Annotated in this window: 31 protein-coding genes; 15 read left to right on the top strand and 16 right to left on the bottom strand. The window is 49.8% G+C overall.

Annotation, left to right across the window (positions count from 1 at the left end; translation table 11 throughout):
* The first annotated feature begins 31 nt into the window (after positions 1-31).
* Entirely contained in the window at positions 32-1,378 is a 1,347-nt protein-coding gene (locus CWE06_RS06205; protein ID WP_126792249.1) for an MFS transporter, read from the top strand.
* Here the strand turns inward: CWE06_RS06205 and CWE06_RS06200 are convergent.
* Complete coding sequence (locus CWE06_RS06200; protein WP_126792247.1) at positions 1,356-1,574, bottom strand: DUF1653 domain-containing protein; 219 nt, start codon at positions 1,572-1,574, stop codon at positions 1,356-1,358. The two genes, CWE06_RS06205 and CWE06_RS06200, sit on opposite strands and share 23 nt — an antisense overlap.
* A 110-nt stretch (positions 1,575-1,684) precedes the next feature.
* Here CWE06_RS06200 and CWE06_RS12385 point away from each other — a divergent pair, with 110 nt between their 5' ends.
* Positions 1,685-3,997 carry an exonuclease domain-containing protein gene (locus CWE06_RS12385; RefSeq protein ID WP_157981146.1) on the top strand — a complete coding sequence of 771 codons (2,313 nt, stop codon included), beginning with the start codon at positions 1,685-1,687 and terminating at the stop codon, positions 3,995-3,997.
* On the opposite strand, the gene CWE06_RS06190 is transcribed toward CWE06_RS12385, so the two are convergent.
* Positions 3,989-4,375: a nuclear transport factor 2 family protein gene (locus CWE06_RS06190; RefSeq protein WP_126792243.1), complete on the bottom strand. Its 387-nt coding sequence runs from the start codon at positions 4,373-4,375 to the stop codon at positions 3,989-3,991. The genes CWE06_RS12385 and CWE06_RS06190 overlap by 9 nt on opposite strands.
* 134 nt (positions 4,376-4,509) lie before the next feature.
* On the opposite strand from CWE06_RS06190, the gene CWE06_RS06185 reads away from it, so the two are divergent.
* The gene (locus CWE06_RS06185) at positions 4,510-4,953 is read left to right on the top strand and encodes a nuclear transport factor 2 family protein (protein ID WP_126792241.1); all 444 of its coding nucleotides are present in this window, start codon (positions 4,510-4,512) and stop codon (positions 4,951-4,953) included.
* Between the two features lie 12 nt (positions 4,954-4,965).
* Here the strand turns inward: CWE06_RS06185 and arfB are convergent, their stop codons facing one another.
* Positions 4,966-5,382 (bottom strand): alternative ribosome rescue aminoacyl-tRNA hydrolase ArfB, encoded by a 417-nt coding sequence (arfB, locus tag CWE06_RS06180; RefSeq protein ID WP_126792239.1) that lies wholly within the window; start codon positions 5,380-5,382, stop codon positions 4,966-4,968.
* Positions 5,383-5,514: 132 nt separating this feature from the next.
* Between arfB and CWE06_RS06175 the strand changes: the two genes are divergently transcribed.
* Positions 5,515-6,876: a M24 family metallopeptidase gene (locus tag CWE06_RS06175; RefSeq protein ID WP_126792237.1), complete on the top strand. Its 1,362-nt coding sequence runs from the start codon at positions 5,515-5,517 to the stop codon at positions 6,874-6,876.
* Between the two features lie 109 nt (positions 6,877-6,985).
* Positions 6,986-7,666: a pseudouridine synthase gene (locus tag CWE06_RS06170; protein WP_126792235.1), complete on the top strand. Its 681-nt coding sequence runs from the start codon at positions 6,986-6,988 to the stop codon at positions 7,664-7,666.
* Here CWE06_RS06170 and CWE06_RS06165 read toward each other — a convergent pair.
* Entirely contained in the window at positions 7,663-8,061 is a 399-nt protein-coding gene (locus CWE06_RS06165; protein WP_126792233.1) for a hypothetical protein, read from the bottom strand. The two genes, CWE06_RS06170 and CWE06_RS06165, sit on opposite strands and share 4 nt — an antisense overlap.
* Before the next feature lie 203 nt (positions 8,062-8,264).
* On the opposite strand from CWE06_RS06165, the gene CWE06_RS06160 reads away from it, so the two are divergent.
* Positions 8,265-9,116, top strand: coding sequence for an alpha/beta hydrolase (locus CWE06_RS06160; RefSeq protein ID WP_126792231.1), 852 nt, complete (start codon positions 8,265-8,267; stop codon positions 9,114-9,116).
* 34 nt (positions 9,117-9,150) lie between these two features.
* Here the strand turns inward: CWE06_RS06160 and CWE06_RS06155 are convergent, their stop codons facing one another.
* Complete coding sequence (locus CWE06_RS06155; RefSeq protein ID WP_126792229.1) at positions 9,151-9,465, bottom strand: hypothetical protein; 315 nt, start codon at positions 9,463-9,465, stop codon at positions 9,151-9,153.
* 251 nt (positions 9,466-9,716) lie between these two features.
* Here CWE06_RS06155 and CWE06_RS06150 point away from each other — a divergent pair, with 251 nt between their 5' ends.
* Positions 9,717-10,382, top strand: a complete 666-nt coding sequence (locus CWE06_RS06150) for a HEPN domain-containing protein (RefSeq protein WP_126792227.1) — start codon at positions 9,717-9,719, stop codon at positions 10,380-10,382.
* 2 nt (positions 10,383-10,384) lie between these two features.
* The gene (locus tag CWE06_RS06145; RefSeq protein ID WP_126792487.1) at positions 10,385-10,828 is read left to right on the top strand and encodes a YaiI/YqxD family protein; all 444 of its coding nucleotides are present in this window, start codon (positions 10,385-10,387) and stop codon (positions 10,826-10,828) included.
* Here the strand turns inward: CWE06_RS06145 and CWE06_RS06140 are convergent.
* Both CWE06_RS06140 and CWE06_RS06135 read right to left on the bottom strand, forming a co-directional pair.
* Positions 10,802-11,860: a GGDEF domain-containing protein gene (locus CWE06_RS06140; protein ID WP_126792225.1), complete on the bottom strand. Its 1,059-nt coding sequence runs from the start codon at positions 11,858-11,860 to the stop codon at positions 10,802-10,804. The genes CWE06_RS06145 and CWE06_RS06140 overlap by 27 nt on opposite strands.
* Before the next feature lie 68 nt (positions 11,861-11,928).
* Complete coding sequence (locus tag CWE06_RS06135) at positions 11,929-13,530, bottom strand: thiamine pyrophosphate-binding protein (protein WP_126792223.1); 1,602 nt, start codon at positions 13,528-13,530, stop codon at positions 11,929-11,931.
* A gap of 212 nt (positions 13,531-13,742) precedes the next feature.
* Here CWE06_RS06135 and CWE06_RS06130 point away from each other — a divergent pair, with 212 nt between their 5' ends.
* Positions 13,743-14,678 (top strand): sodium-dependent bicarbonate transport family permease, encoded by a 936-nt coding sequence (locus CWE06_RS06130; protein WP_126792221.1) that lies wholly within the window; start codon positions 13,743-13,745, stop codon positions 14,676-14,678.
* Here CWE06_RS06130 and CWE06_RS06125 read toward each other — a convergent pair.
* The 7 genes from CWE06_RS06125 to CWE06_RS06095 all read right to left on the bottom strand — a co-directional run bounded on the left by CWE06_RS06125 (position 14,675) and on the right by CWE06_RS06095 (position 20,022).
* Entirely contained in the window at positions 14,675-15,346 is a 672-nt protein-coding gene (locus tag CWE06_RS06125; protein ID WP_126792219.1) for a DNA-3-methyladenine glycosylase I, read from the bottom strand. The two genes, CWE06_RS06130 and CWE06_RS06125, sit on opposite strands and share 4 nt — an antisense overlap.
* A complete protein-coding gene (frdD, locus tag CWE06_RS06120; RefSeq protein WP_126792217.1) occupies positions 15,343-15,696 on the bottom strand; it encodes a fumarate reductase subunit FrdD in 354 nt (117 codons plus the stop codon). The genes CWE06_RS06125 and frdD overlap by 4 nt, the downstream gene beginning before the upstream one ends.
* Positions 15,693-16,073 (bottom strand): succinate dehydrogenase/fumarate reductase transmembrane subunit, encoded by a 381-nt coding sequence (locus CWE06_RS06115; RefSeq protein ID WP_126792215.1) that lies wholly within the window; start codon positions 16,071-16,073, stop codon positions 15,693-15,695. Before CWE06_RS06115 ends, frdD begins: the two co-directional genes overlap by 4 nt.
* A gap of 2 nt (positions 16,074-16,075) precedes the next feature.
* A complete protein-coding gene (locus CWE06_RS06110; RefSeq protein ID WP_126792213.1) occupies positions 16,076-16,798 on the bottom strand; it encodes a succinate dehydrogenase/fumarate reductase iron-sulfur subunit in 723 nt (240 codons plus the stop codon).
* 1 nt (position 16,799) lies between these two features.
* Positions 16,800-18,575, bottom strand: a complete 1,776-nt coding sequence (frdA, locus tag CWE06_RS06105; RefSeq protein WP_126792212.1) for a fumarate reductase (quinol) flavoprotein subunit — start codon at positions 18,573-18,575, stop codon at positions 16,800-16,802.
* Between the two features lie 99 nt (positions 18,576-18,674).
* Complete coding sequence (locus CWE06_RS06100; RefSeq protein ID WP_126792210.1) at positions 18,675-19,553, bottom strand: LysR family transcriptional regulator; 879 nt, start codon at positions 19,551-19,553, stop codon at positions 18,675-18,677.
* A 13-nt stretch (positions 19,554-19,566) separates the two neighbouring features.
* A complete protein-coding gene (locus CWE06_RS06095) occupies positions 19,567-20,022 on the bottom strand; it encodes a DoxX family protein (RefSeq protein WP_126792208.1) in 456 nt (151 codons plus the stop codon).
* Positions 20,023-20,207: 185 nt separating this feature from the next.
* On the opposite strand from CWE06_RS06095, the gene CWE06_RS06090 reads away from it, so the two are divergent.
* From CWE06_RS06090 to CWE06_RS06070, 5 genes are all read left to right on the top strand, one after another.
* Entirely contained in the window at positions 20,208-21,008 is an 801-nt protein-coding gene (locus tag CWE06_RS06090) for a DODA-type extradiol aromatic ring-opening family dioxygenase (protein WP_126792206.1), read from the top strand.
* A 195-nt stretch (positions 21,009-21,203) separates the two neighbouring features.
* Positions 21,204-21,809, top strand: a complete 606-nt coding sequence (locus CWE06_RS06085) for a hypothetical protein (RefSeq protein ID WP_126792204.1) — start codon at positions 21,204-21,206, stop codon at positions 21,807-21,809.
* 22 nt (positions 21,810-21,831) lie between these two features.
* On the top strand, positions 21,832-22,044 hold the full coding sequence (locus CWE06_RS06080) for a helix-turn-helix domain-containing protein (RefSeq protein ID WP_126792202.1): 213 nt from the start codon (positions 21,832-21,834) through the stop codon (positions 22,042-22,044).
* A 10-nt stretch (positions 22,045-22,054) separates the two neighbouring features.
* Entirely contained in the window at positions 22,055-22,657 is a 603-nt protein-coding gene (locus CWE06_RS06075) for a hypothetical protein (RefSeq protein ID WP_126792200.1), read from the top strand.
* Between the two features lie 11 nt (positions 22,658-22,668).
* Entirely contained in the window at positions 22,669-23,241 is a 573-nt protein-coding gene (locus CWE06_RS06070) for a hypothetical protein (protein ID WP_126792198.1), read from the top strand.
* Here the strand turns inward: CWE06_RS06070 and ubiG are convergent.
* Positions 23,234-23,980: a bifunctional 2-polyprenyl-6-hydroxyphenol methylase/3-demethylubiquinol 3-O-methyltransferase UbiG gene (gene ubiG, locus CWE06_RS06065; protein WP_126792196.1), complete on the bottom strand. Its 747-nt coding sequence runs from the start codon at positions 23,978-23,980 to the stop codon at positions 23,234-23,236. The two genes, CWE06_RS06070 and ubiG, sit on opposite strands and share 8 nt — an antisense overlap.
* A gap of 57 nt (positions 23,981-24,037) precedes the next feature.
* Complete coding sequence (locus CWE06_RS06060; RefSeq protein WP_126792194.1) at positions 24,038-25,018, bottom strand: LLM class flavin-dependent oxidoreductase; 981 nt, start codon at positions 25,016-25,018, stop codon at positions 24,038-24,040.
* Positions 25,019-25,209: 191 nt separating this feature from the next.
* Here CWE06_RS06060 and CWE06_RS06055 point away from each other — a divergent pair, with 191 nt between their 5' ends.
* Positions 25,210-25,719 (top strand): hypothetical protein, encoded by a 510-nt coding sequence (locus CWE06_RS06055; protein ID WP_126792193.1) that lies wholly within the window; start codon positions 25,210-25,212, stop codon positions 25,717-25,719.

The raw sequence follows: 25,719 nt of genomic DNA, 5'->3' as shown, positions 1-25,719 counted from the left end.
TTGCATAATAACAACGAATGAGAATGCGCTCATGCAGCAAACCAACTTCCAAGAGCATTTACCAGAACCGACGCCATTTTATCGTTGGCTCGTCTTACTGTTCGTAAGCTTGGCCATGTTCGGCAATTACTATGTGTACGACTCCATGTGGCCGGTCATCGACCTCATGCGTACACAGCTCGATTTTAGCTACCAGCAAATTGGCCTCCTTTCGACTGCTTATAACGTCGCCGCCCTGTGTGTACTCTTAATTGGTGGTTACATTATTGACCGATTCGGTACCAAGAAAGCCATTACCGTATTCGCTCTTATTTGTTTGTTTGCTGCTTTTTTGACTGCCGCCACACCGCACTATGAAGTGATTTTTGCTGGCCGCTTTTTGCTCGGCATTGGTGCTGAGCCGCTCATCGTTGCCGCCACAACCGTGTTGGCGAAATGGTTCAAAGGTAAAGAGCTGAGCTTCGCGTTTGGCATTAACCTGTCAATTTCGCGCTTAGGCTCGGCCTCTGCAGACTGGTCAACATCGTTCGCTAGCCCGCTTTACCTGAACTGGCAAGATCCATTGTGGTTAGCCACTGCCGTTGCTGGTATTTCGGTGTCAGCGGCATTGCTGTATTGGATGGCGGAAAAACGTGCGGAAGGCCGTTACCACATCGGCCACAGCCAAGCGGCAGAAAAAATTGAATTGAAATCTCTGTACAAATTCAGCGCATCGTATTGGTATATCGTGGCACTTTGCGTGGTGTTCTACGCCGTGGTATTCCCATTCCGCACGTTCGCCATTGATTATTTCCAACAAGCACATGGCATTACCCGCGAAGCGGCGGGGCTACTCAGCAGCCTGTTACCGGTGGCTGCGATTATTCTAACGCCCCTATTTGGCTTATGGGTTGACCGTGTAGGTAAACGCTCACTGTTCATGGCAGTCGGTGCGTTGGTCATGATGCCGCTGTTCTTAGCAGTCACGTATTTACCCGCAGGCCCAGACGTGCCGCTGGTGATTCCATTGATTGGCAGTGCCATGGTACCGCTGACTTTGTTTGTCGTGATCTTTTTGCTTGGCGCTGTGTTTTCGTTAATCCCCGCGGTCATGTGGCCATCGGTCGCCTACATTGTTGAGGCTCGTCGGTTAGGTTCTGCGTTTGCATTAATGACCATGTGCCAACAACTCGGCTGGGCTGTTGTGCCCTTTATTGTCGGTGTGCTCAATGACCGCAACGCCGCTGGCCCTGAGAATATTGCGGGTTATGCACCGAGTATGTGGTTCTACACCAGCCTTGCAGCATTTGGTTTGTTCTTCGCCTATAAGCTTTGGCGCAGTAAAACTGGCCCGAATGCTCACGGCCTAGAAACAATTACGAGTCGCGCAAGAAACTAAAGCGCGGTTGTAGCTGACCATTCACTTCAACTTCTTCAATAAACATATCGAGTGGGCGCACCCATAGCGCCCGCTCGCCATACAACGGCCGATAAACAACTAATAACTCTTCGGTTTCTGAGTGCCGAGCAACGTCAATCACCTGATACTCATGCCCTTTGTAGTGCCGATAAATACCTGCTTGCAACTCTTTCATGCTGTATTCCGCTGATTAAAGATCGAATTTCTTCGTGATCCCGTTAAAAAATAATTGCCAAATACTGTATAAAAGTACAGTATTAATTATCCAGAAATAATTGGTTCGTTATGAAGACTCTGCCCGAAAAATACTATCGCGATCATTTTCTTGAATTTCTTCATTATATTGAGGAGGTTTGCCCACACCTGCTCGACCCTCACGATAGCGCGATAGTCGAGAAAATTCACGCCTTATCCGAAGACGCACTTTGTCTGCTCGTGCGAATGCTCAATCGCAAGTGGCCATTTGTGGCGTTGAACACTTTAGATTATGCGGAAATTAACGACATTACCGCTGCCTTAGCAGAGCTCGAAGATGCTGGATTTGTCGTACCTGTTGTCGAGTGTTTACAACACCCAGAGCCTGTTAGTTTGCAAACCCCATTACAGCAGATATTTTTAAATCAACTAACGAAACCACAGTTATTTGACTTGGCCACTGAAGCTGAATTTCAGCCTCTGCCTAATAAATCCGCAACGAAATCTGCGTGGCTCGAGGTTTTTAACAGCACCAATGTAATTGTACGTGACTGGGTTGACGCACCGAGCCTTTCAGCTTGGGTTCATGTCGCCGAGCACCAAGTCTTTCATTATTTTCGGTTTCTCTATTTCGGCCATGTGCGAGGCACGTTAAACCAGTTTTCCATGCGCGATCTTGGCGTCATGGGCACTCGCCAAGCGCTGCTTTCGAATCGCGTAGCGAGCCGTGCCGACGCAAACGCAAACACAAACACAAACGCAAACGCAAACGCAAACGCAAACGCAAACGCAAACGCAAACGCAAACGCAAACAAGAGTGACGATGATTTATCGCACTTACAAGCGCGTTTTCAACAATTAACCGATGCGAAAAACGCTTGGTATTGGTCTGTCGAGCTGGCCGCATTTAAGAACAGCACTGCGCCGCAACGCTTAGTCTTTGCCGAATACTGCTTGCAAGCAGCGCAGCCAACGGGTTATTTAGCTGAGCAAGAATACGGCAACTTACTCTATCAGTTGGGTAAGTTTGCCTTGGCAGAGAACCATCAAGAATTAGCGCTGCAGTTGTTTCAGCGCTCACCCGACCCGCGCGCCATTGAGAAATACTTGCGTTTGCTCTATCAGGCAGGTGAGACGCTTACAGTTGAAAATAGACTCAATGAAATCATTGAGAATCCGGAAAGTGAGCACTTACTTTATTTTGCTTTAGACTTTCTGCAACGGAAGTTTGAAAAGAAACGCACCAGCATTCTCACCGACATTCTGCGCAGCTGCGATGCGCCGGTCACTCTGGATGAAGCGCACAAAGACCAGGTCGAAAAAGGCATGCAGCGTCACTATCAAAGACGCGGCGCGCTCGTTTGGCGAACCGAAAACCGGATGTGGCGAGCCCTCTTTGGCATGACCTTTTGGCATCTCTTGTTTCGCGAAGGAAATGGTTTTTGTAATGAGTTTGACCGCTTGCCATTGGCCTTGCGGGAGCAGAGTTTTTGGCGTGAAAACGAAGAAGATATCCGCTCTTTGTTTGCCGAGCTCGATTCACCAGGCAAGTGGCTGCGCCACCTCATGGCCGTTGCCGCTCAGTTTTATGGCACAGCAAACGGTGTTTTTCGTTGGCACAATTCATTGCTCGAGATATTTTCGCATGTGTTGCAACACACCCCTGTGCACGCACTCGCGCAAGTATTGACAGAAATGAGCCAAGATTATTTGCAGCGCAACGATGGTTATCCAGACCTACTCGTGATTGAAGACGGTCAGCTGCGCTTTGAAGAAATCAAGGCACCGGGCGATAGTTTGCGGCGCAATCAACTGATGAGCATGCGGCGTTTACAACAGGCAGGTTTCAACGTCGTTGTGCAAACCGTGCAATGGCAAGTCGACCCAGAACAGCCTTATATCGTGGTTGACGTAGAAACCACTGGTGGCGCCCAAGGTTATCACCGCATTATCGAGATAGGCTTAGTGAAAGTCTGCGGCGGCAAAATAGTTGATGAATGGCAGTCGTTGATTAATCCAGAGCGACATATTCCGCGATTTATCACCGAACTTACCGGAATTAACAACGATATGGTCGCAACTGCACCGAAATTTCACGAAGTTTTCGCTCAATTGGAAGCATTTTTCGCCGATGCCATATTCGTCGCCCATAATGTGAATTTCGATTACAGCTTTTTCCGCAGTGAATATGAACGACTTGGGCATATTTTTAAACTACCAAAAATCTGCACAGTGCAGCGCATGCGGCAACATTTCCCGGGGCTCGCTTCCTATTCGTTAGGCGCTTTATGTCAGACCTTCGACATTCAACTGACCAATCATCACCGCGCACTCGACGACGCTCGCGCTGCCGCTGAGTTGTTGCTGTTAACCCAAGCTCGAGCTACCGAGCAGTTAAGGTAATGGCTGGTTATGCAAATGAGTGTCAACAAACTGCTGAAAACGCTTTAACTTGCCAGAAGCTAGAGTCCAAACGTGCGCAAACGGTGACGAAAAACTGCGGCCAGTTTGATTGTGCGTGGCAGTGTAAGCACCCAGTACGACAACGGTGTCACCATCAACAATAAACTGATTGGGCACAACGGTGAAAGATTGCCAGTCTTGCTGAATACGGCCGAATACGTTGGTCATGATTTCCTCAACACCTGTGTAAACGCCGCCATACGGACCACCTTCAGCTTCGATCCATTCGGTGTCGTCCTGCATAATCGCTAACATAGGATCTAAATTGCCTTGCCCAAAGGCCAAGTAAAGCGCTTGCATATAAGCTTTATTATCCATCTTCTGCTCCTCCGTCTATCTGTTTATCTGTTTCGAGTTAATGTGGTGAAAGCCTAGGACACTCCAATGGAATTGCAAATTTAGGCGCCGCATGCGTACTATGAGTTTTTAGTATCAGACAAAAGGCTCAGCTCATGCGTAAGGTTTTAGGAACTCTTTTCTTTGTTATCGCAATCAGCAGTCATGCGTATGCGGACACTCCGGATAGTGCCGGTGCGAAAGCTGCGGTTGACCATTTTCTTTATGGTGCTTCAATTAACGATGCGCAAATTCATGGGGCGTTTTGGGCGGATGACCTCACCTATACAAGCTCTCGAGGTACGCGTTTTGGTCGAGCAGAGCTGATGTCGGGCATGCAAGGTACAACGCCAATAGCAGAAGACCAGGTAACAACTTGGTTTAGCGCGGAAGATGTCGAACTGAAAACTTATGGTGAAACCGTCATTGTTAACTTTACGCTGATTAGCAAGAATACCGACGGCGACGTCATTGGCCGCCACTACAACAGCGGTGTTTTGGTTTTTCGGGATAATCGCTGGCAGGCAGTGAATTGGAACGCAACGGCGGCGGCAAACTAAGACCGTAGTAGATTAAAAGTCTTTACTCTTACGCAGCGCTTTTTTGGCGCTGTGTTGTTTTTTGCTCTGTAAACGTTTCTCTTTCGCTGCGCGAGTGGGTTTCGTCGCAATCCGTTTTTTCACGACTTTATTCACACTGCGCACCAAGGCGATAAACTGTTCAAGCGCAAGCTCACGGTTCTGTACCTGACTGCGGGTTTCTTGGCATTTAATAATGATTTTGCCGCTTGCAGTAATGCGATGATCACTAAGTTTTAATAACCGCTCTTTATAAAAGTCCGGTAACGATGAGGCTTGGATATCAAAAATCAATTGCGCCGCGGTTGCAACTTTATTCACGTTTTGACCACCAGCACCGCTTGAGCGAATAAACTGCCACTCAATCTCATTGTCTGGAATTTCCACACGCTGTGAAACTAGAATTGCCATGTTGCTCTCATTGACCGTCGATACCAAGTCGCAGAATATCATGCATTCCCCTTGCATGCCGAATTGCGGTAGGATAATTCAGTTAATTCGAACACTTAAAAAGGACGGACGCTAGGCGTCGCGACAATAACTATGAAACGACTTACTCTTGCAATCTTAGCTGGGCTGGCATTGCCGGCGCTGACCACTGTAAACGCGACAGAATTTGAACAAGGTCGCGTCATTAATAGTGCCAATGAGTTTTCGATTGTGCCTCATCGGGAGCGAATTGGGCCAGAAAACCGCATGTTGACCGACCGTTTAGATAATTTGTTACCTGCTCTTATGGCCGAGCAGAATCTCGACATGTGGTTAGTGATTAACCGCGAGAAAGCCGAAGATCCGGTCTACTTTACTTTGGTGCCACAGCCTACCTTTGCTGCACGCCGCACCACTATGTTGGTGTTTCACCGTCAGGCGGATGGCACTGTCACCCGCGAAACCGTTAACACCTATCCTCTGGGCGGCCCTTATGACTCAGCATGGCAAGGTGGCAGTTTAGACGAACAGTGGCAAGCCCTTGGTGAACTGATTGTGGCGAAAAACCCGCAGCGGATCGGGATTAACGTGTCACGAGATTGGTCGGTGGCCGATGGTTTAACCCAAGGCATGCATCAACGGCTGCTCGAAGTGCTTCCGAATGAATTCCAAAACCAATTGGTTTCCGCTGAAGATTTGGTTGTCCGCTGGATAGAGCAACGCACGGAACAAGAGCTCGCTGTGTATCCGCATATTGTTGGTATTGCCCGTGGCGTTATTAGCGAAGCTTTCAGCTCACGTGTGATTACCCCCGGCGTTACCACAACCGACGAGGTGGCGTGGTATATTCGCGAACGCTTCAGTGAACTCGAGCTGCCGATTTGGTTTATGCCGTACGTGACTTTCCAGCGCCCTGGCATTACCTGCGAAGAAGACACGCCATTTTGTGGTGAGAGTGGCGTAATTCAACGCGGTGATGTGCTGCATACCGACGTCGGTATTTGCTACTTCAAGCTCTGCACTGACACCCAAGAAATGGCCTATGTGCTGCGCGCCGACGAAGACGACATTCCTGAGTCGTTTAAGTCAGCGTTGGCCACTGGCAACCGCTGGCAGGACATTCTCACGGGTGAGTTTGTAACTGGCCGTACCGGCAATGAAATCCTTGCAGCGACACAGCAAAAAGCTCGCGCCGAAGGTATTCTTAGCAGCACCTACACGCACCCACTCGGGTTCTTCGGGCACGCTCCGGGCCCAACTATTGGCATGTGGGACAACCAAGGGCCGACACCTATTCAAGGCGACTGGCCGCTGTATGCCAATACCGGCTATGCGATTGAAGGCTATGTGAAACAGGCGATTCCGGAATGGGATAACCAGCTCGTGCAGGTCAAATTGGAGCAAAGTGCCTACTTCGATGGCAGTCGCGTAATTTATCTCGCCGGCCGTCAAACCCAATGGCACCTTGTACGTTAAAAAAGGGTTCGTTAAAGAGAGTTCGTTAAAGCGGGTTCGCGAAGAACGTGATTGCGGACCGGGGCTGGAATGCCATTCCAGCCCCGGTCCCTAATGCGATGTGGTTAATATGCTGAAAATTTTAGAAACACATGCGGACTTTTATGTCGTTCACAAAAGCTCGGGACTCGGCATGCACTGTGACGGTGAGGAGCTGGGCGTGGTGACATTGCTCGAGCAACAAACTGGCGAGTCGCTCTATCCGGTTCATCGTCTCGACAAAGATACCAGTGGTCTGCTGATTATCGCACGCCACAAAGACGCCGCGCGCGAGTTTGGTCGTCTATTTGAAGCTCATGCGATCGACAAGTATTACGTGGCCATTGGCGGTAATAAGCCAAAGAAGAAACAAGGATTGATTCAAGGAGACATGGTTAAAAGTCGCAACGGCAATTGGATGTTAACGACAAGCCTAAAACAACCCGCCAGCACGCAATTTTTTAGTTTTGGCACCGGTCTTGGTTACCGCTTGTACTTGCTACGGCCCCTGTCCGGCAAAACACACCAGCTTCGTGTTGCTTTAAAAAGCCTGAGCGCCCCGATAATGGGTGACACCCGATACGGTGGTGAGCCCGCACCTAGGCTCATGTTACATGCCATGACTTTAAGATTTATTTGGCAGGGCGAACAGCTGACGTTTTTTCTGTTACCGGGCGAAGAAGATGGTTTTATGCCGTGTCATTGGGATGAGTTTCCTGCTTTTTTGCAGCCCTGGGCACAACCTTGGCCGCAAGTTAAAAGCAAAGCTTAACCACTTGGCTCAATAACCGTTAGGGTGTAACCCGCAGAATTAGTCCAGCTGGTCGTTGTGAAGATGTTCGCTTGGTCGCCAACGATTTCAACAAATTCAATCCGCACTGAGCAATCGGCTCGAATTCGACCCGTAACATAAGTGTCCTGCTGAAGTTGGCCATTACAGCCGCTTGCGGTTCCAACTGTCCACCCTGAGGCGGGTGACAAAGTAATGGTTAAGCGCTCGCCGTCGAGAACCTGCGCGGAGCGCGGATTAATTTGCCCTTGGCCACCGACCACAGTCGAAACAATATAATACCGACCCGAGTTAAATCCGCCTGAATTGTAGTAAATGATGCAGCCGGATAACGTGCACGCCAGCAGAACTGCTGTTAGTAACCGAAAGTACCGCATGCTCTACGCCTCCTTACTACTCATTGAATGAACCCGTGTCATGGACTCAGCTTATGCACTCAGCTTTTGTGCTCAAAGAACTGACTCGCACTGCAGCAACATTCGCCACGAACAGGAACAATTAAACTTTAACAGTCATAATGACGTAAATGTAGTCATACAACATAAATTTACGCTTAAAAAACCAACTTTACCGGCGGACTATGAACTATTATCTCGTTGCCTTAATTATTGTAGCAGCACTCGTAACCACGGCCTGTCAGCCTGCGCGAGTTCTCAATGTCGTCACCCCAAGTGGCACATACACGCTCGAGTCGAACCGATCCTATGGCGAGCATCCGCGCCAACAGTTCGACGTCTACCACCCTCGCTCTGCGCAACACAGTGCCGTCGTCGTTTTTGTTTATGGCGGTGCCTGGGAGGAAGGAAATAAGGAGGATTTCGAGTTCATTGGCCAAGCATTCACTCGCCTCGGCTACAAAACCATAATTCCAGATTATCGGGTCTTTCCAGAGGTTGAGTTTCCTGATTTTATCATTGATGTCGCAGCGGCCATGCGGCGCTATGCCGACCAAGCGGACAGAGACGTTGAGTTTATTCTGGTTGGTCATTCTGCCGGTGCGCATACCGCAGCCTTACTCGTTACCGATCCTCAGTACTTAAGCGACATTCGTCATCAAGTCATTGCCCTAATTGGCATGTCCGGTCCTTACGATTTACCCCTCGAGCACGACCGCGTGCGCGAGAAGTTCAGCCGTGTTGAGGGTGACGAAGCGAATCCAATTGAATTAGCCGACGCAACCCATCCACCCACCCTATTACTGCATGGTCAAGCTGACACCGTCGCCAAACCTGAGCACTCCGAACGTTATGCAGAACGGTTAGAAGCGCTTGAGGTGGATGTCGAAAGTCGCTACTACTCGCGTATTCGCCACGTCGATATGGTCGCGAGCCTCGCCAGCCCGTTGCGATTTTGGAGCTCTGCATATAGTGACATTGAAGCGTTTCTCGCCCGCCTTGAAGATCAGCGGCGCGAAAGTGCACAGATTGACTAGTCGGACTGGCTCAGCGCAGTGACTAGTGCAATAACTAACGAAATAACAAGCTCGCCAGATAGCCGAAGACGGTGAGGTAAGCCAGTGACAGCAATAGGTTGAGAGCGAACGCACAGCGCCACGCGAGCGTTGTGATGCCGTGCGCTTGACGCTGCTGAGCCGAACGTAACACCCATGAAGCACCGAAGGAAAATACGACCGACGCCAATAATAGTGGAATAGACACCAACACAATTAACAGCGACGCACTATCGTTCGAGGAACTGGCATTCGCCTGCGCCGTTACTAGCCAACCGAGTAACAACGCCAGACAAGCGCAGCCCAAAGCCGTCAAAATAATCTTCCGCACCACCGCCTCCTGTTTCTCCTATCCTTTCAAGCATATGCCATTCCAGCTACGGTTCCAACCGGGCGCGCCAAATGCCATTCCAGCTGCGGTCCCTACCGGGCGCGCCAAATGCCATTCCAGCTACGGTCCCTAACGGGCGCGCTAATGGTATTAGGGACCGTAGCTGGAATGCGGTGGCGGGTTCCGGTTGCGCATGCTTTCGGCTATAGTAGTTGCGATAGTAGTGACGATAGCCAGCGAGGGAATGTTAAATGAAAACATTTAAACAATTGAAGGCGTATCAGCGTGGGTATCGCGACGGTTGGGCGCAAGGAATTAACTTACGCGTGCATCGCGCGCTGAGTTGGCTGCAAAAAGCCGAGAAAGAACGTGAGAATAACGACCTCGACGGTGAATTTATTGCCTTATGGATTTCATTTAACGCCGCCTATGCGAACGACTACGACAACGAAATTCGTAGCGGCGAGCGCGATACTTTCCAGCAGTTTATTAATCGCTTAGTCACCTACGACAAGGATCGTGAACTATATAACGTGATTTGGACCCACTATCCGGCGGCTATTCGGAGCTTTATGAACAACGAATATGTCTTTCAGCCATATTGGGATTCCGTGAACGGCCGCACCGATGCGGACGCTTGGAAAGAGCCTTTCGAAAAAGCCAAGCACCGCGCTAACCAGGCTCTGGCCCAACAAGACATTGCGGTGTCACTGAGTATTCTCCTCGACCGAATGTACACGCTTCGCAATCAACTCGTGCACGGTGGGGCAACTTATGGCGGTAGCCTAAATCGTAAGCAGCTGAAAAATGCCACTGAGATTCTTGGCCAAATCATCCCTATTATGATCAAATTGATGATGAAGAACGCCCACGACCTCTGGGCGCCAGCTATTTACTTTCGTGAGCAGCCTGAATGAGCATAACCATCTGGGTTGACGCCGACGCTTGCCCGGTCGTCATTCGCGACATTTTGTTTCGCGCCGCACAGCGGAAGCAAATTCCGCTGACGCTGGTAGCGAATCAACGAATTAAAACACCACCAGGCGGGTTAATTACAAGTATTCAGGTAAGTGCCGGCTTTGACGTTGCGGACAATGAAATTGTGCGCCGAGTACAGGCCAATGACCTTGTGATCACCAGCGATATTCCGCTCGCCTCCGAAGTGATTGCTAAAGGCGCCCAAGCCTTAAGCCCGCGTGGCGAGTTGTTTACCGAAGAGAATATCGGTGAGCGCCTGAATATTCGTGATTTTATGGACACCATGCGTTCGAGCGGCATCCAAAGTGGCGGGCCACCGCCACTGAACCAAGCAGACCGTCAGCGGTTCGCCAATCATTTAGATAAAATTCTGCAACGACTCTAGCTCTGGCGTATAACAAACAACTCGGTTGCGGCCGGCGTTCTTTGCCGCATACAACGCATGGTCAGCTTCGCGGATAACGTTGGATGAAGGGACCAGTGAACGGACACTTGTGACGCCCGCACTGAAGGTTATCGAACCGTTATCTGTGTGAACTGAAGCAGACACAATCTGCCGTAATTTATTCGCTAAAGCCTCAGCATCTTGGATTGAGGTTGCCGGACACAATAATAAAAATTCTTCGCCACCCCAGCGGCCAAACTCATCAGTTTGCCGCACCGCTCCGCAAATAGACTCAACAAACTGCTGGAGTACAACGTCACCAAACAGATGACCATAATGGTCATTCACTCGCTTGAAATGATCGATATCAATTAAGATAACGCTAAGCGGCATGTCTGTGCGTGCAGCAAGTTGAATATGGGCAGCAAGTAGTTGATCGAGCTTTGACCGGTTATGGATTCCGGTAAGTTTATCTACCACAGAAAGTCGCTCAAGTTCACGATATGCATCGCTACGCGAGCCTTCATAGAAACGGAATAGCAACCACAAAACAAGCAGCACTTCCGCAATGTTTAAAATGGCACCTGTCGTAAAATTAACGTCGGACAGTGGCCGCAAATGAAACACTATAAATGCGACCGTGGCCACAAATGCAATACCGGTCACCCAAGAGCCGGCTCGCCGACCTAATAAAAAGAACGCCAAAGGCGGCAAAACAGTTATCCAAATAATGGAATACGCAGCACCTTTGGACGTCCCCATAAACGCTGCTAAATTAAACAAAACAGCCGTAATGAGTAGCCATGACGCGACGACTAAATTGGTTGTTCTGCGGAAGTAAAACCAAATACCAACACTCGCCACCGCACTAATAAAATTAAACGACGCAATTTGATAAGCACCAAAAGCAAAAACATTAAGGCTGCCAATGACACACGAAAAGATGAAAAGAACAACCAGAACAATACGAAGTAATTTACGTTGATGGCGCTCTGAATTCACAAGTGGAAACAACTGCGGAGCTATTTTCATGGGCAAGTAAGTACCAAATTAGTCATACGCTTATTAATACTCTCACCCATGAAAAAAACCAACAAAAATTAACAGTTTGCATCGGCCGTTAAAAAGCCTTGGGCAAAGTTATTCAGCCGCTCGGTACGTCCTTGTTCATCGAGCATCACTTCAATCAAGGTAAATCGCCCTTCTTCCTGCAATGCCTGTACAAACGCTGGCGCGAATTGAGTTAACTCTGTCACCCTGTGTGCAGCGCCGCCCATCGCTTCCGCTAAACCGACATAGTCCCAGTCATTGAGTTCTGTACAATTCAAGTCTGGCGCAAACGCATTGATCATGTCCCAACGCCGGTTATTAAACAGCACCACAATTGGCGCAAAACCATAACGATGACTATGACCAAGTTCTAAACCTGTCATTAAAAATGCGCCGTCCCCCACTAACACCACGGGCCGCATACCACTGGTTGCTTGCACGCCAATGGCTGCCGGCACCGCATATCCCATCGACGCATAGAAAGCCGGAGCCAACAGTAAAGAAGGTTTGGCATGCAAAGAAGCAAACAGACAATCACCGACATCGGAAATAAACGGAACTACTTGTTCTGCGCCACTTAATACACGGTCGAGTTCTTGCACCACAGTCGTGGCGGTTAGTTTCGAGCTTTTCGGTGGCTCTGAGGACGTCGTCAGCGCGTTTCGCCGCGCATAAGGCGTTGGCATTATTGAGCCTAACTGCTCGGTTAGTTCTGTGATAACAGCAGCCAACGGCATCTGTGTCCCGCCATGTTGCAGTTCAACCACACGCTCGCGCGGGAATAGTTCGGCATGAGCGGCGAAGTTACTGTCGGTTTTTATCACCCCCACCTGCACGATCAAATCTGCTTCGCGAATTAACTGAGCAGCCTGAATGTCGGTGCGATCTAGAAACGTCCCCGCATAACAAGGATGGTTCTGATCAATGCTCGCACGCCCCATAAAGGTATTCATAATTGGAATATTAAATTGCTCTGAGAACGCTTCTAGAGCCTGCACTGCGTTGAAACGACGCACATCAACATCGGCAAGTATCACTGGCTGTTTCGCCCCCCGCAAACGCTGTGCAAGTTTCGCCGCCTCGGCAACAACCGCATCATATTCAACCTCGCGAGGAAGATATGGAGGCATCTCGTGCACCACGAAATTCGTGGCATCACGCGGAATCTCAACGAACACTGGCAGGCTTTTTTCTTTCGCAGTGCGAAACGCAAGGCGCAATTGCTCGGCAGCAATTTTCGGATTATCCAACCGCACTTGCAACGTCGTCACTTCCCGAAAAACATCGCGCTGTGAATCAATGGTGCGAGCCTGATGGTGAATTGCTAAGCCTCGTTCAATCTCATGTTGGCTTGGAAAACCGCCAATAACCACCAGAGGTACATGCTCAACATAGGCTTGAGCAACTGCATTCACTGCATTCAAAGCGCCAGCACCATAGGTGAGAATCACGACACTTGGATTATTACTAATTCGTGCCGCAGCGTCCGCCGCAAACACAGCTGATGGTTCATGGCTTAAATAATACAAAGGCAACGCATTACGCTGCTGCAAAGCTTGAAATAAAGGCAATACAAAGTCGCCTGGAATACCAAAGAACTCTTTCACACCAAACTGCTTACACTCGTTGATTAAGGCGTCGACCAGTAACATAGGAATCTCCTCTTTGCGCTGCAGTGTGCGCGGACTAGCAACAAAAAGTGTTGATTCACGTCAACTGAAGCGCACACTGTCTTGGCGCAAAAGTGGTAGAACAGCAGCACTGGTCAGCGGTGTGACCACTTCACCAATCGTACAAAATGACGTGCGTGTGTATTTTTATTAATGGTAGACTTTTGCACTCACGCATACCTTGAGGAAGTCCTGTGCCAGATATCGTTGTTGCCTTTTTTGCCCTCGGTTTAATTGCTGGGTTGGTTAAATCTGACTTAAAAGTTCCTGGACAAGTTTACGATATTCTCACCATCTTGCTTATGCTTAGCATCGGTATCAAAGGTGGCTTGGCGTTACACAGTAATAGCGGCTCAGTGGTTTTTACACATTTACTGGCAGTCATGGCATTGGGCTTTTTGATTCCACCAATCTTGTTGCCAGTCCTCAGACGCCTCGTCAAACTGTCCCGTGTTGATGCCATCAGTATTGCAGCTCACTATGGTTCAGTTAGCGCAGGTACATTCGCGGTAGCTTGGGCGTTAGCTGAAAGTTTCCGCTTACCGCTGGCACCAGAAACAACTTTGTACTTAGTCATTCTTGAACTACCCGCCATTATTCTTATGCTCGCTTTCTATCACTGGCGTTCGGGTGAGTCTGGCGCGCCTAAAGGCATGGGCGCAATTTGGCATGAAGCGCTCACCAGCCGCGGTGTTATCCTGTTAATGGGTGGTGTCGGTATTGGCTGGTTATATGGGCCCGAAGGTCTTGCGTCGATTGAAGGCCTAGTGCTGAACGGCTTTACTGCCTTATTAGCTTTATTCTTACTAGAAATGGGCCTAACCACAGCGCGGATTTGTCGACCCATTCCATGGCATTTATGGCGACTGATCGCCTTCGCAGCCATTATGCCACTCGTCTTAATTTGGCCAGGACTCTGGCTAGGTTGGTACCTCGAGTTGCCGGTCGGGTCGGTGCTCGTGCTTGGTGCATTAACTGCTAGTGCTTCCTACATTGCCGCGCCAGCAGCGATTCGGGCTGCGATACCTGACGCCGATATCGGCAAAGCCATGCTCGCCGCACTCGGCATCACCTTCCCCATGAACGTGTTGTTGTATATCCCAATTACGGCAAGTTTGTTGGCGGGCTAGCGCGCATCCAAGGTATACGACAGAATTCGTGACAAGTGGGCATAGGGTAAGCCGGTTTCTGCATGCCATTGGTTAAACACCTGCTGCACTTGTTGTAAGCCCTTGCGGGTCGTCGGTGCGGCGTCAATTAAGCGGTGGTTCTCCAATGCTGTGACCACGTCAGTCGACAAAATAAACCCGTCCCAACCGACCATTCGCAGGAAATACTGGGCACTAGCGCCACCTAACCGAGCGCCATTTTTCTTCAGCCAAAGCAACAGACCAACTTGATCGTTGGACGGCCATTGGGCGAGAAAATGGCCAAAGCTGCCGTACTGTTCCGCTGCCTCAACAATCATAAACGCGTTGTGAGGAACGGTATTAATTTTTTGCATATTGCGAACAATTCGTTCGTCGTTGCCGAGTGCTTCGAGCCGTTCCGGTGGCACTTGTTGCCAGTACAAAGGCACAAAGCCGCTAAAGGCCTCTTCAAAACCTGGCCATTTGTTCTCAATAATGCGCCAAACAAAACCCGCACGAAACACACACTTCGTTATAGCCGATAAATAGCGGTCGTCACCAAGTGCCTGCAATTGTGCAGCGGTTGCTAGCTGCGGTAATCGCGCTAACACGTCAGTTTCGCTGCCCTTACGTTCAATCGCTCGTTGGTAAAAATGTTGGAATTTCATGCGTTAAACCATACCCACAGTGCCGAAACACTGACTATTGCGGCAATGCCGTAACAAATCAAGATCGACCAGCAGCCACCGCCGACTTTTAAGTCATGCAAGCCGTGACGGATCCGATGCGCGGCATGGAACGCGGGTAAGCAAATCACTGTACCGGTAAACATAAGTCCCCACCAACTGCCATACCAAACATGCAACTTTAGATAATTGAGTTCGATCACACCGAGCGGTGCCAACACACCAAATACCAGCGCGGCGGCCGGCACAAACACCGCAAAGCAAACGCCACCAGCACTGAATAGCCCCCACCATAACGGCTCTAAATGCAGACCTTGCCAGCGCTGACTCATAAACCACCTCCGAACAACCAGAGGAACAAAGCAATCACGGTCAACGTGCCCGACCACTGTGCTGCTATCATGACGACCGCAGGAACTGATTTATCGCCAAGGCGAATTGGCATGACGCGCGGGAAAAGCTGAAAAAAGGTCAAGGCATGATAGAAACTCGCCAGCAAAGCCAGCGTGTGAATGACAATAACCCATGGCTTCGCCATAAAACCTTGCCAAGCTATGAACGCGTCAGCCGACGTCAAACTATAGACACCCGCGAGCAGTGAGCAGAGCAAAAAGACCAGCGGTAGCACAGTTGCTTCGCGCAGCATGTAGGCGCGGAAAAATCGATGCTGCAACCACCACGTTCGTTGTAAGTTCGGTTTGTAAGCCATCCTCAAGCGCCTCCCCGAAACATTTGAATTAACATGCTTTTTGCTGACTCGACCTTGCCTTGGTTGACTGCTGCAGCGGGGTCAACGCCTTTTGGGCAGACGTCCGAACAAAAGCCAACAAAAGTGCAGCTCCAGACGCCATCATGCGTATTTAAAACTGGCATGCGTTTGGCCTTTCCTTGGTCACGACTGTCGAGGTTGTATCGATGTGCCAAAGCGATAGCACCGGGGCCAACAAATTCAGGGTTTAAACCAAACTGCGGACAGGCGGCATAACACAAGCCGCAATTTATACAGTTCGCGAACTGTTTATACTTCGCCAGCTGCGCCGGCGTTTGCCGGTGTGGCTTGTGCGGCTCAGAAGGCTCAGCAATTAAATAGGGTTTCACCGCTTCTAAGTGCTGGAGAAACTCATCCATGGCGACCATCAAATCACGTTCAACGGTGAAATGCGCCAGTGGCTCGATACGCAGGGCAGCCGGATAATTGCGCACGAAATCCTTACAACCAAGCTTCGGAATGCCATTGACCATGTAGCCACAGGAACCGCAAATCGCCATTCGGCAACTCCAGCGAAAACTCACGGTCGAGTCGAGTTCTTCTTTAATGTAATTGAGCGCGCCGAGGACAGAAGTCGTCTCGTCATAAGGAACACGAAAGGTTTGCCAAAACGGTTCGGCGTGTTCTTCCGGTAAATAGCGCTTAATTTGAATTTCTTTATGCATGTTAACGCGCCTCCGACTGCTGACCTTGCGCACCATAAGCACGCTCACCGGGCGTTGAAAGACTCGTGTCGACCGCCTGCCACGTCAAGGTAGCGTCCGCTTGTGACTGAAAAAATACTTGGCTATGGCGCAAGAAGTCCTGATCATTCCGAGCCGTCATGCCCTCGTCTAAACGCTGATGCGCGCCACGTGATTCGCGTCGTTCTAGCGACGCCAAGACAATCGCCTCGGCCACATCGAGGCAAAACTCGAGTTCGAGACATTGCAATAAGTCGGTATTGTACGCACGGCTGGTATCACCAACTTGTACTTGCTGATACTGCTGCTTTAACTGCCGCACCTTCGCCAAACTCGCTTGTAAGCCGGACTCTGTGCGGTAAATCCCGCAACCGTCTTCCATGGTTTGGACCAACTCGCGTTTAAGTTGCACCCAAGTTACACCACTCGCTTTCGACGCCGTCAAAGTTTGCAGTTTTTGCTGCCACTGCCGCAGCGTTTGTGCGCTTTTTGTTTGGTCCATTTCTGGCGCACTCGTTCGTGCATGACGCATTGCCTCTTCTCCCGCCAGGCGGCCAAATACGAGCAATTCAGTCAATGAGTTCGAACCCAAACGGTTAGCCCCATGTAGTCCAACCGAGGCACACTCACCGACCGCATACAGGCCACGAATCGAGGTCGCTGTTTGTGCATTGGTTTCAATACCGCCCATGGTGTAATGCACGGCTGGGCGAATTGGAATGAGTTGTGTTACTGGGTCAATGTTGACGTACGATTTCGCTAGATCACAAATAAACGGCAAGCGCTCATACAGGTAGTCTTTACCGAGATGCCGCAAATCTAAGTAGACCACATCAGAACCGTTATAGTTACCGGTGCGGCCGCGCTGTTGCTCTTGCCAAAAGGCTTGTGAGAGCTTGTCACGAGGCCCTAATTCCATGTATTTATTTTCTGGCTTGCCTAGCGGCGTTTCCGGTCCGAGTCCATAGTCTTGCAAGTAACGGTAACCGTCCTTATTCACCAAGACACCACCTTCGCCTCGACTCGCTTCGGTAATCAAAATACCGCTGCCGGGCAAGCCGGTCGGGTGGTATTGCACAAATTCCATATCACGCAGCGCGACACCATGGCGGTAAGCCATTGCCATGCCGTCGCCGGTAACAATACCGCCATTGGTATTGAAGCGAAAAACGCGACCGGCACCACCGGTGGCCATAATCACGGTTTTGGCCTGAATCGCGTGTAATTCACCGGTACTAATTTCCAGCGCCAAAACGCCATTGATTTCGCCGTCGTTGACCAGTAAATCAACCACAAAGAACTCATCGAAGCGTTGGATATTCGAATGCTTGAGGGAGGTTTGAAACAGGGTATGAAGCATGTGAAAACCGGTTTTGTCGGCCGCAAACCAAGTACGTTCGGTTTTCATGCCGCCGAAGCGACGCACTTGCACGTCACCATTCGCTTGCCGAGACCACGGACAGCCCCAATGCTCCATTTGCACCAACTCTTGGTAGGCCTGTTTAACGAAGTAATCCACGACACCTTGTTCAGCAAGCCAATCGCCGCCAGCAACCGTGTCGGCGAAATGGGCGGCATAGGAATCATCCGCACGCGTAACGGCTGCGGCACCACCTTCTGCCGCCACCGTGTGCGAGCGCATCGGGTAGACTTTCGACAGTAACGCGATACGACCCTCGGGCGCAGTTTCAGCTGCAGCGATGGCTGCACGTAATCCCGCACCACCACCACCGACAACGAGCACCTCAAATTGCTGCATGATTCGTTTCCCAGTCCATTGAACTTTCAGTCAGTTATAACACTGAATGACATGGAAAATAAGCGCAACAGCGATGGCATACTGCCGCATTCATGCATATTACAAAGTTAAAAAGCGAATGTGGCCGAGGAAGCTGCGCGTGACTGGGCCCAGTGCTTCAGCATCGGTGAAGTTGAGATAAAAGTTAGTGGTTCTGGTAGCGCCGCATTCGAGCTTGAGTGCGACAAGGCTGCCATCGCACAAGTAGTTCTCGACCGAATGCCGCGGTAACCAAGCATATCCTAAGCCACGGCGGATTAATTCGATGGAGGTGGTCATGTGACTGACGGTCCAGCGCTGTTCGGCACCGAGCCAGCCGTAGTCTTTCGCGTTTTTCTGCGCAGAGTCACGCAAAACAATTTGGCGACATGCTTTTAAGTCTTCGAGCTTCAGCGGGCAATTTGCTTTACTCAATGGATGATTCACACCGGCGACAACCACAAATTCAACTGCACACAAATCCTCACTGAGGTTGCCGGACAGGGTAAATGGTGAAAGCGAGACGTCAGCTTTACCTTCATTGAGCAGTTCGTCGGCACCAGAAAGTATTGTTTCAAGAATTTCGAAACGAATGAGGGGAAATTCTTCGGCGACATTCGCAAGCGCCTGATATAGCAGTTCGCGGGGGAAAGCCTCATCGACAGCAACCCGCAAACGCGACTCCACACCTTGCTGCATATTGCTCGCGACCTGCTCCATGCGGTCCACTTCAGCAAGTAAATAGTCAATACGGCGCAGCAGCTGCTCGCCTGCTGTAGTTAATTCAAGACGACGCCCTTGGGTGGTAAAGAGGCTAACACCTAACTGCTCTTCAAGCTTTTGCACTGCATGGTGCAAGCTTGAGGGACTTTTATGGACGTGGCTGGCGGCTTGATTGAAGCCGCCATGTTCGACTACTGCTTTGAACATTTGCCATTGATTTATCGTCGAACGTGCCACGCCCTTTCCTTTTTTACTTTGTGCCGCTCAGCATACCGTCTACGGAGAACTTGCCGCCACCGTAGAAAAACAATGCCGCGCTAGCTGCCAGCAGAGCTAAGCCAAACTCATAGCCGTTGTTGGCTAAGAACAAGCCGTGTTCAAAATGGACAGCGAAAATGGCAACCACCATAGTGAACGCTAAAACCAATGCCGCTGGCCGTGTTAAAAGCCCAAGAATAATCAGCACGCCACCAAAGAATTCACCAGCTCCTGCTAGAAATGCCATCAACATACCAGGTGCCAAGCCTATACTTTCCATCCAACCGGCAGTGCCTTCCAAGCCATGACCACCGAACCAGCCAAATAGCTTTTGCGCGCCATGGGCTGCAAAAATAATTCCAATCGGTACGCGCAATACGAGCGAACCCCAACTCGAGTCGGTGGCTAAAGCTTTCTTAATTAAACCATTCTGTAATAATGAACTCATCATCGATTCCTCACATTAAAATTTTGGGATACTCAGCCAAGCTAAGTAACTTAACAACGAGTTCAGTATAGACAACAAATTCATTTATACATATTGAACAAAGTAGCATATTTTATTCGATAAATACGAATGAATAAGAAATGAAAGAAGCGTCTAATAGGTACACCTTGTAGGAGGGCGAACTTATGCAACCGATTCTATTTGTTTCTCATGGCGGTGGACCACTGCCGATTCTTAACCACCCAAGTCATAGCGACATGCTTCGCGCCTTTGCCGAGATTCTGGATTACCTGCATGCGCATTTTGCCAAACCAGATGCCATAGTGTACGTCAGCGCACATTGGGAGCGCGAGCCAGTAGCCATTACCAGCGCGGCCACACCAGAATTGTTTTACGATTATTACAACTTCCCACCAGAATCCTATGCATTGAAATACCCCGTGCCTGGTGCACCAAAGTTAGCCGCAGATCTGCAGCAGCGCCTCGAGGCCGTCGGCATTGAAGCCGTGCTCGATGATAGTCGCGGACTCGACCATGGCGTATTTATTCCTGGCTTACTGTTGCACCCTGACGCCGATATTCCGACCTTACAGATTTCGTTGCAAAAAGGACTGAGTGCGGAACGTCACTTAAAGATCGGGGAAGCGCTGCAAGGGTTAGCAGCAGAAAACATTCTAGTTATTGGCTCTGGCTACTCCTTCCACAACATGCAGGCATTCTTCGGCCCCGACAATGCGAACGACAATGCCAAGAACCAAGCCTTTGAAGACTGGATTCTAACTACACTAGCTGAGCCGGATAACGCAGCGCGCCAGCATCAGCTCATCAATTGGGAAGAAGCGCCGCACGCTCGCTTCTGCCACCCCCGCGAAGAGCATTTACTGCCGTTACATGTCTGTGTCGGTGCCGCCGGAGATGCCCCTTTACAACGCAGCTGGTCTTTCACCGCGCTCAACAAAAGAGGCAGCTGCCACTTGTGGAAATGAATTCCGGCTCCGAGCCAAAAGGGTTTTGCATTCGGGCTCCGAGCCGGAATTATAACGTTATGATTTAGCAGGGTTTCTTATTTTTGCTGGTTTAGTTAACATAAATTATTTTATGTTATTCATAAAATATTTATTGATCTGCATAAATTTCGATCGTAAGGTGTTCAGGTTTTCAACGTTCATTAAGGAACTACCATGAACACGCCATCGTATAAATACGCAGCAGCCGCAGCCGTTGCACTTGCGATTCTATTTCCAGTCTATTGGTTATCACCACACTGGTGGAGTGGCGATTCGTTTACTCAAATCATGACGCAGGACATTCAAGTACTGGATTTCTGGGACGGCTTATTTGTTTTGCTCGGTGTTTTAGAAATCACAGTTTATGCAGTCCTGCGGAAGCAATTTAGTTTCCAGTTCGAGAGTGCGACCCCATCGTTTTTACTTATTTTGATGATGGTATTCGTGGCGCTATTTCATGCCACGGTCTTTGTTGATGTCGGCTATGCACTCGGCCTTTTCGCTCACGTTCCCGAAACTTTAGTGCTCGGTGTTGGTATCTACGCCTTAATCATGCTGTTTCTTTACGCAGTCAGTGCCTTCATTTTCGCCATTACCCTACTCATGCGCTTTCGTCAGCTCAACGGCATCATGAAGGTATTTGCCACTGGCTTACTGATCGCCTGTGTGTTCCAGTTCACGGTGATTCTGGGCATCATCAATATCTTCTTGTTTCCGATACTGATGCTGTTACTGGCCTTGAATTTTTACCGTGGTGAGAACGAAGTTGAAGTCATCTGAAGCAGTCGACAAGGTATAAACCATGAGTATTCGAATTAATCTCGATGTCGAATTGGCCAAGAACAAGATGTCACTGACGGAGTTGTCGGAGCGAGTAGGCGTGTCGATGACCAACCTCTCGCTGCTCAAAACCGGCAAGGTCAAAGCCATTCGCTTCAGCACACTCGATGCCATTTGCACGGCACTCAACTGTCAGCCCGGCGACATTCTCGCACACGAACCTGATCAGGAATAAGGACGTTAAAATGCTTAGTTCTTCTCGTACAACTGCTCTACTCTCCTCAATGATGGCGGTGCTATTTCCCCTTTATTGGTTCTCGGAATTCGGTCTGTTCATGGAACGTAAGTTCTTCCCGCCCGCTACCGATGTTTTCCGCTGGGGTGATGCGTTCACACTGGTGATCATGTTTCTCGGCGTCGCATTGCTAGTCAGCTGCCGCAAATCGCTTGGCCAACACATTCAGCATCAAGTCACGCGTTTTGCTGCAATCACACTTACGGCAATACTAAGTCTAAGTTGCTTGCTGTTTATTACGGTTCGCACCGTGGAAGTTTTTGCCACAAACCCGCCAACGTTTGATGCGTATCACCCCGTAAGCTCCATTATGCTTGCTGTTTCAGTCACAGGGCTTATTTCGGCCTCGTTACTTGGCTTGAGCCTACAAGCCCTCGAAAAGCGCATCGCGCCCCCCGTCAAACTCGCGGGTTTAATGTTGTTTATTGCTGTTATCGCGCCGTTTCTTAGTCTCGGTATGTTACTCCCCGTTGCACCAGTCCTCGTCACACTGGCGCTGATCAGCCTAGCTTTTCATTGTTGGCAAGCAGATAGCAGTGTCGACTTAATTTAAGAGGTTCTACGATGCAACTCAGCACCCATGTAGCAAGATGGCAGCGCACAACCGCAGCAGTCATGGCAATTATTTCGGCAGCCTTGTGGATCTATCTATTCCAGTCGTTGGCGAATAATCCCAATCCGCTCTCATGGTATGAGCAGCGAACATTAGCGACCGGACAATTCGCTTTCGCTGTAACGCTGTTCATTGTTCAAATGATCGTGCTGGCCACGCTACACCAAAGCTTACGCAGCCAAATAAACAGCACCGCCAGTCGCCTGTTGTTGCTCGGGCTGATGGGTGTGTATAGCATCAATCTTATTGCCGGAATGATGTCCGTAGCAGCGAGAAATAACCTGATTCCGAGCTCAATTTGGCTTGTCAGCATGATCGTTGCCGTTATCCTCGCGCTTATTCTGGGTATCTATCTTGCACTCAATAAAACCAGTCGATGGCTTCGCGTGAGTGGCTTGTGTTTTACCCTAGCGATTGCAACGGCACTGTTTTTCGACTGGCTTACGCTAGTACTCATCACCGCCGCCTTTATTACACTCGCTGTTTATTTCTTAAAAGAAAGCGCACGCGCCGAGATCATTTAACGGCAGCCAAGAGGTAATTTACGCGGGTATCGGACGAGGTGCGCCAGCGCTTGGTGAACGGGTTAAAGGTCAGGCCGACCGGCTCCAAGGCACGGAAACCATGGGGTTTAAGCATGGACGCGAACTCTGCAGGCGTGACAAAGAAACGCCAATCGTGGGTGCCTCGAGGTAACAAGCGCAACACATATTCGGCGCCAATAATGCCAAACAGCCAAGACTTCCAGGTGCGATTTAACGTGGCCATCACAAATAAGCCGTCGTCCTTGCACAGCTGGCAACAGGTATCAATGAGCCCTTGCTGATCCTGCACATGCTCAATCACTTCCGTATTGAGCACCACATCGAACGGCTCCATGCCCTGGGCTAACAGCTCTTCAACTAGATTATGGCGGTAATCAACTTGAACCCCAGACTGCTGCGCATGCGCTTTGGCCACCTCGATACTCACTGCACTGCCATCAATTGCGGTCACCGTCGCACCGAGTTGCGCGAGCGGCTCACTCAGCAAGCCACCGCCGCAACCAACGTCGAGGATGCGTAAACCATGCAACGGCTCGGCGCGCGCAGGGTCGAGTTGAAAGTGCTGCACCAGCATGTCGCGAATGACTGCCAAACGAGCGGCATTGAAGGCGAGAACGTGCTTAAATTTACCGGTTGGGTCCCACCACTCGTTCGCCATCGCATCAAATTTACGCAGCTCTTTACTCTGTAACTCAGACTTTTCTGACTTATCCAGCATCGCTTCTTCCTATTTTCAGCAGGAATCTGAAACTACGCACACTGCCCAAGACTGGATCTAAAACTGACAGTCCTTCGCAATTTCAAAGCTGCGAAGACGAGCCGCATGATCAAAGGCATGGCAGGTCAGCATCAGCTCGTCGACACCAGTGGCCGCCACAAAATCACGCATATAGTTATGAACTTGCTCGGGCGTTCCGGTCGCGGTGTACTTCAGAGCATGGTTTGCACCGGCAAGTGTCATGGCATCGACTTGCTCTTCGATCGCATCCACCGGCGCCGGTAACTTGCCGGGATTCCCCTGCCTCAGCGCAATAAACTGCAATTGCATCGAGCTTTTCAAGCGTTTTGCCGCTGCCACATCGTCTGCGGCAAAGACATTGATTGCGGCCATCGCATACGGCTTTTGTAGATATTGAGAAGGCTGGAAATTATTCCGATACGCTTCCAGCGCCATGTGTAAGTAGTCCGGTGCAAAATGCGAGGCAAACGCATACGGTAAGCCGAGTTTCGCCGCTAGTTGGGCACCGTACAGGCTAGAACCTAATAACCACACTGGCACCTTTGAACCCGCTCCGGGCACGGCTTGAATTGCGTGCCCCGGCTCTGGTTCAGCGAGATACATCAGCAGCTCTTGCACGTCATCTGCAAAGTTATCAGCGCTGTTGTAAGTGCGGCGTAATGCACGCAGCGTTGCGCCATCCGTTCCTGGAGCTCGGCCTAAACCTAGGTCGACTCGGTCCGGAAACAATGCAGCTAAGGTACCAAACTGTTCAGCCGCAATCAGCGGTGCATGGTTCGGCAGCATAATACCGCCTGCACCAATTCGAATCGATTCGGTTTGACTACCAATATAAGCCAGCGCAACGGATGTCGCTGCACTCGCAATGCCGGCCATATTGTGGTGCTCGGCCATCCAGAACCGACGATAACCCCAACGTTCTACGTGTTGGGCTAAATCCGCAGAATTACGCAACGACTCGGCGGCATCACTGCCCTCGGTAATCGGTGCCAAATCTAAAACAGAGAGTACTGCCATAACCACTCCTGAAATTCATTACTGTACTAAGATGTTCAGTATTGTATCAGATCGGACAGGAATATCAGCTAGTCTGCCAATCAAAACACTGAGTTACACAAGGTCTTTGATTCGACGTCACTTATCAAGTAGTCTCGAAAAGACTGAGCAATTGTGCTTGCGTTCTATTTTGTTAAATCTTAAGGACTATTATGAAATCAGGGAAGCTCTTGATCATTGGAATCTCTGTCATTGCGGCAGCGTTCGCTTATTTTATTTTTGGCAACTCAGAGCAAGCAAGTACAAGCGATCTGATCGAAGCTGAGTTTGCAAAATTATCTCCCCCACAAGGATTGAGCAGTGCGACTGCAGAACATTACATGCTCAGCCGGGATTTCGATAATCTATTCGAATTTGCGCGCCAAATTGACAGAAATTCAAAATCTTATGAAGTAGAAGCAAAATACCAAGATATATTTCGAGACTCTGAACAATTGCATCGGAACGACGTCTATCTGGAAGACTTTACCTGCAACAATCGCGTGTGTTTCGCAAAAATGGGATATCACGACAGAGACGACATCGAGCTATTTATGAACGACGTATTCTTCCGCGAAGGCCGTGGTTTTGCCGGAATCATTGCCAGAGCGGTGAGCATTGATGGCGTGAATCAAATGCGCATTATCTTCGATTATACCGATGGGTCGCTTATCCTCGATTAG

It is taken from the genome of Aliidiomarina haloalkalitolerans (assembly GCF_003987315.1).
Taxonomy (GTDB): domain Bacteria; phylum Pseudomonadota; class Gammaproteobacteria; order Enterobacterales; family Alteromonadaceae; genus Aliidiomarina; species Aliidiomarina haloalkalitolerans.
The sequence above is the reverse complement of the archived record's forward strand: the minus strand, read 5'-3'. Positions and strand labels throughout refer to the sequence as shown.

What these genes read in the sequence shown, in the direction of transcription:
- frdA (WP_126792212.1), bottom strand. Translation starts at nt 18,575, where the DNA reads ATGCAGCAATTTGAGGTGCTCGTTGTCGGTGGTGGTGGTGCGGGATTA.
- CWE06_RS06160 (WP_126792231.1), top strand. Translation starts at nt 8,265, where the DNA reads ATGAACTATTATCTCGTTGCCTTAATTATTGTAGCAGCACTCGTAACC.
- CWE06_RS06190 (WP_126792243.1), bottom strand. Translation starts at nt 4,375, where the DNA reads ATGGATAATAAAGCTTATATGCAAGCGCTTTACTTGGCCTTTGGGCAA.
- CWE06_RS12385 (WP_157981146.1), top strand. Translation starts at nt 1,685, where the DNA reads ATGAAGACTCTGCCCGAAAAATACTATCGCGATCATTTTCTTGAATTT.
- CWE06_RS06055 (WP_126792193.1), top strand. Translation starts at nt 25,210, where the DNA reads ATGAAATCAGGGAAGCTCTTGATCATTGGAATCTCTGTCATTGCGGCA.
- CWE06_RS06150 (WP_126792227.1), top strand. Translation starts at nt 9,717, where the DNA reads ATGAAAACATTTAAACAATTGAAGGCGTATCAGCGTGGGTATCGCGAC.
- CWE06_RS06135 (WP_126792223.1), bottom strand. Translation starts at nt 13,530, where the DNA reads ATGTTACTGGTCGACGCCTTAATCAACGAGTGTAAGCAGTTTGGTGTG.
- ubiG (WP_126792196.1), bottom strand. Translation starts at nt 23,980, where the DNA reads ATGCTGGATAAGTCAGAAAAGTCTGAGTTACAGAGTAAAGAGCTGCGT.
- arfB (WP_126792239.1), bottom strand. Translation starts at nt 5,382, where the DNA reads ATGGCAATTCTAGTTTCACAGCGTGTGGAAATTCCAGACAATGAGATT.
- CWE06_RS06060 (WP_126792194.1), bottom strand. Translation starts at nt 25,018, where the DNA reads ATGGCAGTACTCTCTGTTTTAGATTTGGCACCGATTACCGAGGGCAGT.
- CWE06_RS06140 (WP_126792225.1), bottom strand. Translation starts at nt 11,860, where the DNA reads ATGAAAATAGCTCCGCAGTTGTTTCCACTTGTGAATTCAGAGCGCCAT.
- frdD (WP_126792217.1), bottom strand. Translation starts at nt 15,696, where the DNA reads ATGAGTCAGCGCTGGCAAGGTCTGCATTTAGAGCCGTTATGGTGGGGG.
- CWE06_RS06075 (WP_126792200.1), top strand. Translation starts at nt 22,055, where the DNA reads ATGCTTAGTTCTTCTCGTACAACTGCTCTACTCTCCTCAATGATGGCG.
- CWE06_RS06200 (WP_126792247.1), bottom strand. Translation starts at nt 1,574, where the DNA reads ATGAAAGAGTTGCAAGCAGGTATTTATCGGCACTACAAAGGGCATGAG.
- CWE06_RS06175 (WP_126792237.1), top strand. Translation starts at nt 5,515, where the DNA reads ATGAAACGACTTACTCTTGCAATCTTAGCTGGGCTGGCATTGCCGGCG.
- CWE06_RS06185 (WP_126792241.1), top strand. Translation starts at nt 4,510, where the DNA reads ATGCGTAAGGTTTTAGGAACTCTTTTCTTTGTTATCGCAATCAGCAGT.
- CWE06_RS06110 (WP_126792213.1), bottom strand. Translation starts at nt 16,798, where the DNA reads ATGCATAAAGAAATTCAAATTAAGCGCTATTTACCGGAAGAACACGCC.
- CWE06_RS06085 (WP_126792204.1), top strand. Translation starts at nt 21,204, where the DNA reads ATGAACACGCCATCGTATAAATACGCAGCAGCCGCAGCCGTTGCACTT.
- CWE06_RS06095 (WP_126792208.1), bottom strand. Translation starts at nt 20,022, where the DNA reads ATGAGTTCATTATTACAGAATGGTTTAATTAAGAAAGCTTTAGCCACC.
- CWE06_RS06080 (WP_126792202.1), top strand. Translation starts at nt 21,832, where the DNA reads ATGAGTATTCGAATTAATCTCGATGTCGAATTGGCCAAGAACAAGATG.
- CWE06_RS06125 (WP_126792219.1), bottom strand. Translation starts at nt 15,346, where the DNA reads ATGAAATTCCAACATTTTTACCAACGAGCGATTGAACGTAAGGGCAGC.
- CWE06_RS06165 (WP_126792233.1), bottom strand. Translation starts at nt 8,061, where the DNA reads ATGCGGTACTTTCGGTTACTAACAGCAGTTCTGCTGGCGTGCACGTTA.
- CWE06_RS06205 (WP_126792249.1), top strand. Translation starts at nt 32, where the DNA reads ATGCAGCAAACCAACTTCCAAGAGCATTTACCAGAACCGACGCCATTT.
- CWE06_RS06115 (WP_126792215.1), bottom strand. Translation starts at nt 16,073, where the DNA reads ATGGCTTACAAACCGAACTTACAACGAACGTGGTGGTTGCAGCATCGA.
- CWE06_RS06170 (WP_126792235.1), top strand. Translation starts at nt 6,986, where the DNA reads ATGCTGAAAATTTTAGAAACACATGCGGACTTTTATGTCGTTCACAAA.
- CWE06_RS06090 (WP_126792206.1), top strand. Translation starts at nt 20,208, where the DNA reads ATGCAACCGATTCTATTTGTTTCTCATGGCGGTGGACCACTGCCGATT.
- CWE06_RS06070 (WP_126792198.1), top strand. Translation starts at nt 22,669, where the DNA reads ATGCAACTCAGCACCCATGTAGCAAGATGGCAGCGCACAACCGCAGCA.